Annotated in this window: 11 protein-coding genes; 5 read left to right on the top strand and 6 right to left on the bottom strand. The window is 31.8% G+C overall.

The window, feature by feature from the left end; translation table 11 throughout:
- The first annotated feature begins 104 nt into the window (after positions 1 to 104).
- Entirely contained in the window at positions 105 to 266 is a 162-nt protein-coding gene (locus tag ACKI3Q_RS01960; RefSeq protein WP_407413759.1) for a hypothetical protein, read from the top strand.
- A 57-nt stretch (positions 267 to 323) separates the two neighbouring features.
- Here the strand turns inward: ACKI3Q_RS01960 and ACKI3Q_RS01955 are convergent, their stop codons facing one another.
- From ACKI3Q_RS01955 to ACKI3Q_RS01945, 3 genes are all read right to left on the bottom strand, one after another.
- Positions 324 to 1202 (bottom strand): alpha/beta hydrolase, encoded by an 879-nt coding sequence (locus ACKI3Q_RS01955; RefSeq protein WP_407413757.1) that lies wholly within the window; start codon positions 1200 to 1202, stop codon positions 324 to 326.
- Between the two features lie 98 nt (positions 1203 to 1300).
- Entirely contained in the window at positions 1301 to 2185 is an 885-nt protein-coding gene (locus ACKI3Q_RS01950; RefSeq protein ID WP_407413755.1) for an alpha/beta hydrolase fold domain-containing protein, read from the bottom strand.
- 218 nt (positions 2186 to 2403) lie between these two features.
- Positions 2404 to 3126 (bottom strand): DUF389 domain-containing protein, encoded by a 723-nt coding sequence (locus ACKI3Q_RS01945; RefSeq protein ID WP_407413753.1) that lies wholly within the window; start codon positions 3124 to 3126, stop codon positions 2404 to 2406.
- A 311-nt stretch (positions 3127 to 3437) separates the two neighbouring features.
- Between ACKI3Q_RS01945 and ACKI3Q_RS01940 the strand changes: the two genes are divergently transcribed.
- A complete protein-coding gene (locus ACKI3Q_RS01940; RefSeq protein WP_407413761.1) occupies positions 3438 to 4271 on the top strand; it encodes a transporter substrate-binding domain-containing protein in 834 nt (277 codons plus the stop codon).
- An 8-nt stretch (positions 4272 to 4279) separates the two neighbouring features.
- Here the strand turns inward: ACKI3Q_RS01940 and ACKI3Q_RS01935 are convergent, their stop codons facing one another.
- Complete coding sequence (locus ACKI3Q_RS01935) at positions 4280 to 4675, bottom strand: nuclear transport factor 2 family protein (protein WP_407413751.1); 396 nt, start codon at positions 4673 to 4675, stop codon at positions 4280 to 4282.
- A gap of 65 nt (positions 4676 to 4740) precedes the next feature.
- On the opposite strand from ACKI3Q_RS01935, the gene ACKI3Q_RS01930 reads away from it, so the two are divergent.
- Positions 4741 to 5535 carry an NAD+ synthase gene (locus ACKI3Q_RS01930; RefSeq protein ID WP_407413749.1) on the top strand — a complete coding sequence of 265 codons (795 nt, stop codon included), beginning with the start codon at positions 4741 to 4743 and terminating at the stop codon, positions 5533 to 5535.
- Complete coding sequence (gene leuS, locus ACKI3Q_RS01925; RefSeq protein WP_407413747.1) at positions 5535 to 8381, top strand: leucine--tRNA ligase; 2847 nt, start codon at positions 5535 to 5537, stop codon at positions 8379 to 8381. The genes ACKI3Q_RS01930 and leuS overlap by 1 nt, the downstream gene beginning before the upstream one ends.
- 203 nt (positions 8382 to 8584) lie before the next feature.
- On the opposite strand, the gene ACKI3Q_RS01920 is transcribed toward leuS, so the two are convergent.
- Together ACKI3Q_RS01920 and ACKI3Q_RS01915 are read right to left on the bottom strand one after the other, a co-directional pair.
- Complete coding sequence (locus ACKI3Q_RS01920) at positions 8585 to 9163, bottom strand: hypothetical protein (protein ID WP_407413745.1); 579 nt, start codon at positions 9161 to 9163, stop codon at positions 8585 to 8587.
- Positions 9164 to 9558: 395 nt separating this feature from the next.
- Positions 9559 to 10071 (bottom strand): DUF308 domain-containing protein, encoded by a 513-nt coding sequence (locus ACKI3Q_RS01915; RefSeq protein ID WP_407413743.1) that lies wholly within the window; start codon positions 10069 to 10071, stop codon positions 9559 to 9561.
- A gap of 176 nt (positions 10072 to 10247) precedes the next feature.
- Between ACKI3Q_RS01915 and ACKI3Q_RS01910 the strand changes: the two genes are divergently transcribed.
- The coding region (locus tag ACKI3Q_RS01910; RefSeq protein ID WP_407413741.1) for a C1 family peptidase at positions 10248 to 13188 on the top strand (2941 nt) is incomplete at its 3' end.

The raw sequence follows: 13188 nt of genomic DNA, 5'->3' as shown, positions 1-13188 counted from the left end.
AAATTATAAAAATTAATCTTAGAAATGGATTATTTAATCCATTGCTTTGTTTGATTTTCAATGAAATTAAATAACATGAAAACAACTAAATGGAGATTATTACAATGACCGGAGATTACTGCTCTTTTGATTGCATACATTTCCGCAACAATTATGAAGGAGAGTATGATGCAGAGGGCAACTATTATGAAAAAGAAGTTTCTTACTGTGATTTAGGAAATTCAGAAATATACAACAGAAACTATTGTGAAAATTACGAAGAATGAAAAATTGAGGCATTTAACATATGATTAAATGCCCATTGAATTTTAAGAATTCGAAAATTAACCCAAAATTACTTCAACAATATGATTGAATGCTTCTTTTGCTTCAGGAACTCCCGGATAAAGTGGATAAACATGATTCATTTTCTCACCAACATTTAAATCTGCTTCAACACCATTATCCTTAAGTTTATTGTAAAATTTAACAACATCAGAATATAATATTTCATGAGTTCCTACAAATAGCGTAGTTTTTGGAAGTTTACTTACTTCTCCAAATAACGGACTTACCTTATAGTCCTTTGTATCCAAATCTCCTGCCCAGGCCTTACCCATTTCACGAGGACCATCAACTCCAGACATCGGATCAAATTCAACATCATCATAAACACCGGACATTGATATGTCAACCCATGGAGATATTAAAATTAAGTTTTGGGGTTGAGGCATGTCCTTAACTGCCAAATATTCACTGAATGCTGCAGTCAATCCCCCTCCAGCAGAATCACCCATAATTATAATATCTTTATCAAGAGTCAATAAATGATTATACAGTTTTTCAACAATCTCATAGGTTTCCTCATAGGTATGATTTGGAGCAAGAGGATAAATCGGAGCGAAAACCGTCGCATTAACTTTTTTTGCAAGTTTATCACAAAATATAATGTGAGGCAACACTATTTCATTTACATAGATTCCCCCATGAAGATATATGACTAAACGTTCAGTATCTTCATTATCATTGAACATGACCATTTGACATCCAAACAAATCTTTGCTTTCGACTTTAGTGCGATATGCAATTTTCGGGATTTCATAAGTTTCGTCTTCTACAAGAGAACGTTCATGCATATGCTTTTCAGCTTTCTCTTTACTGTCCATATATTCACGATGATTCCTACTTAAAATTTTTTCTACAATTTCAGCCCTTTTTGACATTTTATCGACCCGGATAATTTTTTAATTATTAATCATAATATTATATAATTAATTTTAAGTTTAAAAAACCTAATGAAATTAATACCTAGTTAACAACATTAATCCCGAATCACTTCAACAATATGATTGAATGCTTCTTTTGCTTCAGGAACTCCAGAATAAAGTGGATAAACATGAGGCATTTCCTCACCGACAATTAATTCGACTTCAATACCATTATCCTTCAGTTTATTGTAAAATTTAACAACATCAGAATATAATATTTCATGAGTCCCTACAAAAATAGTAGTCTGTGGGAGTTTTTCCATATCTCCAAACAACGGGCTTACCCTGAAATCCTTTGTATCCAAATCTCCTGCCCAGGCTTCGCCCATTTCACGCAAACCATCGACTCCAAGCATTGGATCAAGGTCAATATATTCATCATAATCACCAGACATTGATATGTCAACCCATGGGGACAATAATATTAAATGTTCAGGCAGTGTCAAGTCATTGGTTTTTAAATATTCACAAAATGATGCGGACAATCCTCCGCCTGCTGAATCCCCCATTATTGTAATAGGTTTTTCGAATTTCAACATCAAATCATAAAGGCTTTCAACAATTTTGTAGGTTTCATCATAGGTGTGGTTAGGTGCCAGAGGATATACTGGAGCAAATACAGTAGCATTGACCTTTTTGGCAAGATTATCACAAAAAATAATATGTGGAACTTGAATTTCACTAACATAAGCTCCACCATGAAGATATAGGATATTATATTCAGCATTTAAGCTTTCATTGAAAATTATCATCTGACATCCAAACATCTCCTTACTTTTAACTTTAGTATGATATAGCAATTTAGGGATTTTATATGTTTCATCCTCAACAGCAGACCGTTTTTCCATATATTCATCTGCTCCATCCTTATTTCCAGTATGTTCCTTATAACCTTTGTGTTTTAAGGTCGTTTCAACCACTTTAGACATTTTTGACATTTTGTTCACCTTTTTATATAAACTATTATAAATTATATTTATTTTATTATATAATATTAATAAATATAAAAAGATTTACATTAATACTAATAGAAATTTAAAATTGAAATGTATCAGATTTTGAATAATTTAAAAAAAGAGAAAATTAAACAGAATGCATCAAACATGCATAAAAAGATGCATCATGTTCATGATTAATTTTAAGTAGAATTTTCTTATTATAACATAGCATAAACTGCTATTATACTAGGAATCATAATAATAAGAGTATTACGAACCATACGTAAGCGATGTCTCTTCCATTGTTTTTCAGTTAATTCCTGAACTTTAGGGATTTTTAAAATACTTAGAATGATACTTGCAGACAGGAAAATGAAATATGCATTTATGATAAAGAGATAACCTGCTCCAAGAAGCATATCTAATCTGCCGTTTGCAATTGAATATCCGCAGGTACATAGGGGAGGCATAAGAGCAGTTGCAATAGCAACCCCTGGGATAACAGTGTTCGTTTTGTCCTGCCTTGTCTGCCCGATGATTCCTGCCAGTCCTCCAAAGAAGGCGATGAGAACATCATAAAAAGTCGGTGATGTTCTTGCAATTAGTTCCACTGTTGGCTCCTTAACTGGAGAAAGGAAAAAATATATCGCCGCTGCAGCAATACTGATTCCAACCTGTATTGCGAAACCTATCGCAAAATTTCGTAGCATAGAATAATCTGCAGATACACTTGAATATGCTGAAGCAAGAATACTTCCCATAATAGGAGAAATTAGCATTGCACCGATAATTACTGCCGTTGAACTCATATTAAGACCGACAGATGCAATTATCATCGCACATACCAGCACACACATATTCGTTCCAGTTATTTTTCCACCATCCATGAGACGTGCACGAATCTCATCATGTGATGCGGAATCCTCCGATAATGAAAACATTCTTCTTATTTTTGCTTTTAATGATTCTTCTGGATAATTCATATTAATTATGGCAATACTTCACCTAATATTCTGTAGGAATTGCCCTCCTCCTTTCTGTTAAGTAATTAAGAATATTAAGATATTACTTTATAATTAGTATTCTTATTAAATTATTTGATTTTAATATTAATTAAATTAATTGATTATTATTGAATGAGTTTACATCATTTTAATTTAGAAATAACCCATTATTCTAATATTTAAATATATTGAAATAGAAAAATAATATTAAATATAAATTTTATTTAAAAATGTGGAGGAAAAAACAGATGAATAAAAAAATATTAACTCTTCTAGCAATATTGATAATATTTTTAAGCATCAGTACTGCAAGTGCAGGTTTTTTTGATTTTCTTGATGATATCGACACAAAACACAACAGCAATATAACCAACGATGAAAAAACTTTTGTTATGGGAGTTAATTTAGGATTCCCACCATTTGAATATAAAGCTGATAATAAATCCTATGCTGGTTTTGATATAGATTTGGCCAGGGAGGTTTGTAAAAGAAATAACTGGACATTAGTTGTTCAGCCAGTAATTAACTGGGATTATAAAGAAGCAGAACTTAATTCTGGAGAAGTAGATTGCATATGGAGTGCATTCACCATAAATAATAGGGAAAATAATTATACATGGACAAAACCATACTTTAACAATAGCCAAGTATTTGTTGTAAAGTCAGACTCCAATATTTCATCAATTTCAGATTTAAAGGGAAAAACCGTAGAACTTCAAGTTGAATCCTCTGGAGGAGATGCTCTCAAAGGACAAAATAAAACTATTGGAGATTCTTTAAAAATAGTGGAAGCACATGATTTTAACACAGCATTTATGGACTTGGATACTGGTGCATGTGATGCTGTACTTGTAGATTTTGAACTTGCAAATAATAGACTGGCAAAAAGCCCAAACCACTTTAAAATACTAAATGAATCATTATGCAATGAACAATATGGTGTCGGATTTAAACAGGGCAATACCCAACTAAGAGATCAAGTTCAAAACACACTAGATGAAATGTTTAAAGATGGAACTGTTGATAGGATAGCAGAGAATTACACCGAGTATAACATAAAGGATCACCTTATCCGTGCATAATCAGTAATTCAAGTATCCCATTTACCAATTATCCATCTGCCATTTATTTTTTTAAAATCCATTACAGTGTTGATTGTCCATTTGGATTCAACACCATAGACGCGGGCGCCTAAGGTAACATCAGAAATTAATGTGGCATTTTCATCATCATCAAATAATATATTCGGGTCATGAATTTCAGATTTGAAATAATTCAAAGTACCATCCATTACTTCTCCAATGAATTCCTCTTTAGTTTGTTTTTTACCGGACATATGGGTTAAAACATAGTCTTTATCCATCAATTCATTTAATTTAACATCATTTTTGTCAATTAATGCTTGCTGGTACTCAACAAAGCAATCTAAAACTTCTTTATCGGCACCGCCAAAAGTGCGGTTTGACAAAATTTCCACATCATTCATAATAATATATTATATAATAAAAGAACTATATTAATTACTAATGAAAAATTAAGTGAGTGTTTGATATGAACGAAATTCCAAAATTAGATTTAGAAAAAACAAAAAATGATATCGTTGAATTCGTTCAAAATAAAGTATCAGAAGCTAATGCAAATGGACTTGTAATAGGTTTAAGTGGTGGAATTGACTCCACATTAGCTGCATATATAGCTTGTGAAGCTGTTGGAAAAGAAAATGTATTTGGAATAGTTATGCCTTCCACAACCACACCAACAGAAGATAAACTTCATGGTACTGCAATAGCACAATCATTAGGAATAAACTATAAAGAAATGGCTATTGATAGTATTTTAAACGAATTCTTATCAGTTGCACAATTAGAAGAAGACAAATTAGCTATAGGAAACCTCAAAGCTAGAATAAGAATGTCAATAATTTACTTTTATGCTAATTCAAAAAATTACCTGGTTAGCGGAACAGGTAACAAAAGTGAAATCGTAATCGGTTACTTTACAAAACATGGAGACGGTGCTTGTGATATTGAACCGATTGGAGATTTATATAAAACCGACGTTTATGAATTAGCTAAATACTTAAATGTTCCTCAAGAAATCATCAATAAACCACCTAGAGCAGGATTATGGAATAACCAAACCGATGAAGATGAAATAGGAATGACTTATGAATTACTTGATAAAATTTTATACAGACATATAGAAAAAGACATCGATGCTGATTCCATTGCTGATGAATTAGAAATTGATGTTGATGAAGTTAATGATATCATAGCAAGAGTTAAAAGGAACCAGCATAAAAGCAAAGTTCCCGAAAGCCCTGCAAAGACTATAATGGTGATTTAGTGACTGAAAAAAAATGGCAAAAGAAATGGGCTGATGAAAAGTTATTTGAATCCAACCCTAACGATAAAGAAAAATTATTTATTACTGTAGCTTTCCCGTACCCTAGTGGTGCAATGCACATTGGACATGGTCGTACATACACTGTTCCTGATGTATATGCAAGATTTAAAAGAATGGAAGGTTACAATGTATTGTTTCCAATGGCATGGCACGTAACCGGAGCTCCCGTTATTGGAATAGCTGACAGGATTAAAAGAAAAGACCCTTGGACTCTTGACTTATATGAAAATGTCCACAGAGTCCCAAAAGATGAATTACCTAAATTGGAAGACCCAGAATACATTGTAAGGTATTTCAGTAGCGAATATAATGAAGTAATGCACGATATGGGTTACTCCATTGACTGGAGACGTGAATTCAGAACCATTGACCCAACATACAAAAAATTCATAGAATGGCAAATTACCACATTATATGAAAAAGGATTAGTTCAAAAAGGTGAACACCCTGTTAAATACTGTCCAAACTGTGACAATCCTGTAGGGGACCACGATTTGCTTGAAGGAGAAGGTGTTGGAGTTAATGAATTAACATTATTGAAATTCAAAATTGATGATAAGATACTCGTTACAGCAACATTAAGGCCGGAAACCATTGTTGGTGCTACAAACATTTGGTTGAATCCGGATGTTGAATATGTCTTGGTTAATGCAAACGGTGAAAATTGGGTAGTAACCAAAGAAGCTCATTATAATCTAGAACAGCAAATTAAAGGATTGGATATCATATCCGAAATCGATCCAAATGACTTGATTGGTAAAATGGCACTTAATCCATTTACCGACGAAGAGATTCCAATTTTCCCTGCAAGCTTTGTAAGCGCTTCATACGGTAGTGGAGTTGTATTTTCAGAGCCAGCAGATGCACCTGCAGATTATATTGCCCTTCAAGATTTAAAGAAAAATGATGAATTGATAGCAAAATACAATTTAGAAGGAATTATCGAAAATGTAGTTCCAATTCCAGTCTGTACCGTTAAAGGCTATGGAGAAATCCCTGCAGCAGACATTATTGAAAGGTTAGGAATTACAGACCAAAACGATGAGAAGATACATGAAGCTACTAACGAATTATATAAAATCCAACACAGTAAAGGTACAATAATTGAAAGCATTCCTGGATTTGGAGGTAAAAAAGTTAGATTTGCCCGTGAAGAATTGAAGGAAGAGTTAATATCCAAGAATATGGCTACAATCATGTATGACTTTGCTGAAAGACCAGTTGTGTGCAGATGTGGAAATAACTGTGTTGTCAAAATAATGGATGATCAGTGGTTCATGAAATATTCAAATCCCGAATGGAAAGAAAAAACCCATGAAGTCCTAAACAGAGAAACAATCATTCCTCAAGAAATCAAAAACAATTTCAATTACTATATTGACTGGCTGGATGATTGGGCATGTTCCAGAAAAGTCGGACTTGGAACAAGACTCCCTTGGGATAACCAATGGTTAATCGAACCGCTAAGCGATTCAACAATCTATATGTCCTACTATTCAGTAGCAAGATTTTTAAAAGACATGAATCCTGATGATTTGAATCGTGCATTCTTTGATAAAATATACTTAAATAAAGATTCTGATGATATTAAAGTCTCACCAGAACTAGTTAAAGAAATTCAAGATGAATTTAACTACTGGTATCCTCTTGATTGGAGATTATCTGCAAAAGACCTTGTTGGAAATCACTTAAGCTTTTTGATGTTCCACCACAGTGCGATTTTCCCAGAAGACAAATGGCCGAAAGGAACCGTCGTATTTGGAATGGGTCTTTTGGAAGGAAATAAAATGTCTTCATCAAAAGGAAACGTTATTCTTTTAAAAGATGCGATTGAAGATTACACAGCAGATGTAGTAAGGTTATTCTTGATGGCATCTGCGGAACCATGGCAAGACTTTGACTGGAGAGAAAAGGAAGTTCTTGGAACTAAAAGAAGACTTGAATGGTTTAGAGAATTTGCAGGAAAAGTTGAAGAAATCAAAGGTTCTGCATTGGATTTAAGCAATATAGAAAAAGTTGAATTAACAAGAACCATTGATTTATGGATGTTAAGTCAACTGAATCAACATATCAAAGCATCAACTGAAGCTTTAGAAGTTTTCCAAACAAGAAAAGCTTTACAGGAATCCCTGTTCTTACTTAAAAAGGACATCGACCATTACTTATACAGAGTAAATCATTTGATTGATAAAAAAGACCCTGCAGTAATTTATGTCTTGTCTACAGTCCTGGAATCATGGATCAGATTACTTGCACCATTTACACCTCACACCTGTGAAGAATTATGGTCAACATATGGTGGAGAAGGATTTGTAAGTACTGCTAAATGGCCTGAAGCTGATGAAAGCATTATAAGTCTTGAAATTGAAAAATCAGAAGAGTTAGTGCAAAATCTCATTAAAGACATCAATCAAATCAAAAAGATGGTCGGAGATGACGCTGAAAAGGTTCACATTTACCTATCCCCTGATTGGAAATGGGACTTATACAAAATAGCAGATGAAGTTGGAAAACCGGATATTGGTCAAATCATGGGCAGAGCTATTGGAGCCAACATTTATGATGATAAAAAAGAGATAGCTGCAGTAGCTAAAAAGATCGGCCGTGAAATGACTAAAACCAAATATGTGGGTAAAATCGATGAAGCCCAAATCATTGCTGATGCACTGGAATACATTTCCAATGAAGTATCAAGTGAAGTTATTGTACACACTGATGATTCATACGACCCGCAAAACAAGGCCAAAAATGCAATGCCTTATAAACCAGCTATTCTTATAGAATAGCTATTATTTTCTTTTTTTTAGAATGAAACATGAAAATTTTTATTTTTTAGTTATTTTTAAGTCATACCAGTATTTGTATGGCATGAATTAATAGCATTAATTTAAAAATCATTAATAGAAAAATTAGTGGGAGTGTATCCTGTACTTAAATTAAAAAAAAAGAAAGATTTTTAGAAAATAATCTAAAAATCAAATATAACTAATTATTTTTTCAAAGGTCCAATACTGTTTATAATTCCTTCGATTTCCGGAGTGTATAAGTTATCAGCAGTATTATTTGTGGAAATAAGTAATCTGTGTTCTTTTCCATCTTTAATGAATGTAACTGATCTGAAGTGATCAACAGGATTATCGAAAGGTGCGGCAATTTGTGGCGGATATTCAATCCAAGCTACATCCTCCCTTGATGATGTACCAGTAAGGTTTTTGAGTTTACTTGGACTTGCAGCGAACTCATGCACTGTATATCCATTTATTGTTTTGTTTGATACATTTTCATATCCTGCTTCCTTACCACCTTCGTTAACAGCATTAAAGAATTCTGTTTCAAATTTGTCATCTACACTTTTTTGTGCTACCAATGATATATTTATGCCTTTGCATGATGCAACTATCTTTTTATCGTCAACTGTATAATTACTTGGTATCGTTACTTGTGAATTATCATCTTGCAAATATTGTTCTCCACTTAAAAAGTCAAACAATCCTGCACTTGCTATGCTTAAACAACTGAATACTGCTAAAACAATTATTGCTATGACCAATATTCTTTTAATATTCATTTTATTCCCCTTTTTATTTATTCCCTTTTTAGGACAATAGAATCCCATGCATTAAACAATTTCCAGACGGATTTGCAAAAAGCATGATGTTCATTAGAACTTCAATTCTATAATTACCTTTTTATGAACAAATACATATATATTTTACTCAAATAACATACATTTATTGTTAATTTTTTATATATTTAAACATATAGGGCAATAAAATGAAAATAAATGAAGTTTATATAATAATTTTTAGATTATACAAGAAAATTTTAAACAAAAAATGATATTGAAATATTATATATAGATAAAAATTAGTGAAATATCCATATCTTATAGATCAAATATCCTTGAGATTCTTTCTCTTTTTAAAATTAAAAAAAAGTAATATTGAGAGTTTAACTCCCAATTTAATTTCTATATTCAATTTGTTTAACTTTTTGTTCACTATCGAGATAGAATCTTACCCCTTGGATAATTAAACATAATCCAATAAGAATTGCTGCATAAATTGGTTCTGTAATAGAATAAGCGGCAAGTACAATAGCTATTATACCCATGACTAAAATCAATAAGGAAGTAGTTTTTGATAGTGTTGACTTTGAGATAATACCAACAATACCGCAAAATATCAGTATAAAAGCAATTATATAAAATTGAAATCCAACAAGGAAAGGTAAAGCATTAATAGCAAAAATAAACAATATGCCAAATATTATTGCTATAATACCTACTACTATATTAATTTTTGAAAAAGTTGACATATTCCTTATCGAAAATCCATTAACTATGCAAGCAAAACCAAAGAACAATAAGCTTAATCCAACAATGATGGATACTGATTCCGCACTAAAAACTGGAAAAATTATAAAAATCAATCCCAATATGATAAACAAAATTCCAAAAATTTTTTCTAAATCCATATTTTTCCTCCAATTTACGATGCTCACATTTTTAAAATGTAAATCATATAAATTCAAAAGCAAAAAGCCTTTTATACTAATAAATTTTTCAATTACACTATTTAATTGTTATTATTCTAAAATTATATTAAAAAGAAATAAAATATTTACATATAGAAAATATGGGGGTAAAATTTTTGAATAAGTTTAAAATATTTTTAATATTTTCTGTATTATTGATATCAATAAGTGCAGTTTCTGCTGAAGGAAACCTTACAGCATTAGAAACACAAATTGATGAAAGCACTAATAGCTTTGAAATAACACAGGACTATGCATATAGTCCAACAGATGATGGAAATTACACTTTAGGAGTATATGTCAACAAAACAAACTTTGTAATTAATGGTAATGGACATACGATTGACGGAAAAAATCAATCAAGACTTTTTAGAATTTATGGTGAAAATGTAACCGTAAACGATCTCATTATAATAAATGGTAATGCTAAATTTGGAGGAGGAATACTTTCTTCTGGTAAAGATGTAATTTTTAATAATGTTACTTTTAAAAATGATTATGCAAATTCCAGCGGAGGGGGATTAACTGCATTAAACCAAACTACTGTCAATAATTGTAAATTTATTGAGAATACTGCCACCACAGGTAATGCAATCTACAGTGAAGAAACAACTATAAAAATAGAAGGATCTTATTTTGAAAGCACAAATACACTTCAAAAAGCTATGGTATTTGGTTATCTTTCTACAATGACAATAAATAATTCAATATTCGCCAATTCAACATCAAAATCTGCAACTGCAATATATAATGATAGGAAAACATATATTACCAATTCTCAATTTATAAACTTAAATGCAACAATGAGCGCCGGTGCTATTGTAATAAAAGAATTGGATGAACTACTTATAGAAAATTGTAGTTTTATAAATGTAACTTCTACCAAAAACGCAGGTGCGGTATTTATTGATACACCAGGATTTTTATATAATGATACCGGAATTACTGTCATCAGAAATAGTGAATTTTTAAATTGTTCATCTGAATTTGCCGGAGCTTTAATTATTTTAGGTGGAAAAGCAAATATAACTCAAAATACTTTTAAGGACAACAGCGCAATTTTTGATGGCGGGGCAATTTATTTATCTTGCGGTGATTACCTAATCTCAAATACACTTTTCGAAAATAATAAATTAACCTATGATGATGAAGAATTTATTCACGGCGGTGGAGTATATGTCGATAGGTCTGATTTAACAGCTTACAATAACCATTTCATAAGCAATACCAAACATGGATTGTACAGTTATGACAGTGATTTGAAAATTACCCAATCACTATTTAAAAACAATGGAGAAGCAATTCACGGCGTTTTCCTTGAAAATTATGAATTAAATAACACTTATATAAATGACACTGATTGTTTAAATGATACGAACTATGCAAGCATAGTTGTTGAAAAAGTAAATCCATTAGACCTTTTAAACGATTCAATCATTTTTTCAAAACTACCTACGAAATTTGACTTACGTGACTGGGGTTGGGTAAGTTCAGTTAAGGACCAAAGTTCAATGAATGCATGCTGGGCATTCGGTTCTGCTGCAGCAATGGAAGCCGCATTAATTAAATATACTGGAATTGAATATGATTTTTCAGAAAATAACATTCAAAACAGTTTATTAAGATACTCTAAATTTGGAGACATTACCCTGACAGAAGGATCCAGAGATACACACGCGATTACGTATGCTATAAATTGGCTTGGAATGCTTAATACATTTGATGATGAATACGATGACGTTGGAAAAATATCACAATTTATTAGCAGCCCGGAAAATGTCCACATACAGGATGCAGTGATCGTCGATCCTCGTAAAAATTTAACTGACAACAAGGCAATGAAAGAAGCTGTATTAAAATACTGCGGTTTAAGTGTATTTATACGCTCTGAACTGGAAAATCCATATTATAATGAAAATACTTCTGCACAATACTACTTCAAGAATGAATCAGGAAACCATATAGTTTTCCTTGTAGGATGGGATGATAACTACTCAAAAAACAATTTCCTGGTAACTCCACCGGGGGATGGTGCATGGATTATAAAGAACAGCTATGGAACAAGACATGGAGACGAAGGATATGATTACATATCCTATTATGATACAGCATTTGCAACGCAGTATCATTCAGTCGGATACATTTTTGAAAATAACGAACCATATAATAAAAATTATCAAACCGATATGGGAGGATATATAAAATATTTCCTCTCCAAAAGCCCAGGAGTTATTGCTTCTTATAAAAATGTCTATACTTCTCTAGAAGATGATTTAATAGCTGCAGTTGGAACTTATTTCTATGAAGAAGGTGAAAAATATAACCTTGAAATTTATGTGAATAATAAACTAAAATTTTCACAAAATGGAACCGCTCCATTTGAAGGTTATCATACCATTAAATTAAACAAAAACATTTCTATTGAAGAAAATGATAACTTTACAGTAGTAATGACAAAAAAATATGTTCCTCTGCTAGAAAATTCAAGACAACACTTTGAAAACAATACTTCATTTGTTGATTTTGGTAAAGGATATTATGATTTAGCACCAATGGGTGAAACCGCATCATTGAAAGTTTATACTATTGAGGCAGCAATATTAACTGAAGATTTAGTGAAAATCTATAAAAACGATTCGCAATTTAAAGCAAAAATTGGTGTTGCAAATCAAACTGTGACCTTTGAAATTAATGGCGGAAAATATGACAGAACCAGCGATGCGAAAGGAATAGCTACAATAAATATTAACTTAAATCCTGGTAATTACAAAATTAAAACAACATTCAACGGAACAAGCGTTGAAAATAATATTGAAGTATTGCCTACATTGATTGCTGATGATTTAGTTAAATATTACAGAAATGAATCACAATTCTTCATTAAGTTAATAGATGGTAAAGGTAATCCTGTAGCTGGTCAAAATATTAGAATGAATATTAATGGAGTCTTTTATGATCGTGCAACCGATGAAAACGGAATTGCCAAATTAAACATTAATTTAAACCCTGGCGAATATATATTAACCGCTGTTGATCCATTAACTGGTCTTCAAATGT

Origin of the sequence: Methanobrevibacter sp., from assembly GCF_045636185.1 — an archaeon.
In the GTDB taxonomy this organism is placed as follows: domain Archaea; phylum Methanobacteriota; class Methanobacteria; order Methanobacteriales; family Methanobacteriaceae; genus Methanocatella.
This window is presented reverse-complemented; position numbering and strand designations above follow the sequence as displayed.

Excerpts from the sequence above, each read along its gene's own strand:
- ACKI3Q_RS01950 (WP_407413755.1), bottom strand. The coding sequence starts at position 2,185 with ATGTCAAAAATGTCTAAAGTGGTTGAAACGACCTTAAAACACAAAGGT.
- ACKI3Q_RS01915 (WP_407413743.1), bottom strand. The coding sequence starts at position 10,071 with ATGGATTTAGAAAAAATTTTTGGAATTTTGTTTATCATATTGGGATTG.
- ACKI3Q_RS01940 (WP_407413761.1), top strand. The coding sequence starts at position 3,438 with ATGAATAAAAAAATATTAACTCTTCTAGCAATATTGATAATATTTTTA.
- ACKI3Q_RS01920 (WP_407413745.1), bottom strand. The coding sequence starts at position 9,163 with ATGAATATTAAAAGAATATTGGTCATAGCAATAATTGTTTTAGCAGTA.
- ACKI3Q_RS01935 (WP_407413751.1), bottom strand. The coding sequence starts at position 4,675 with ATGAATGATGTGGAAATTTTGTCAAACCGCACTTTTGGCGGTGCCGAT.
- ACKI3Q_RS01930 (WP_407413749.1), top strand. The coding sequence starts at position 4,741 with ATGAACGAAATTCCAAAATTAGATTTAGAAAAAACAAAAAATGATATC.
- ACKI3Q_RS01945 (WP_407413753.1), bottom strand. The coding sequence starts at position 3,126 with ATGTTTTCATTATCGGAGGATTCCGCATCACATGATGAGATTCGTGCA.
- ACKI3Q_RS01960 (WP_407413759.1), top strand. The coding sequence starts at position 105 with ATGACCGGAGATTACTGCTCTTTTGATTGCATACATTTCCGCAACAAT.
- ACKI3Q_RS01955 (WP_407413757.1), bottom strand. The coding sequence starts at position 1,202 with ATGTCAAAAAGGGCTGAAATTGTAGAAAAAATTTTAAGTAGGAATCAT.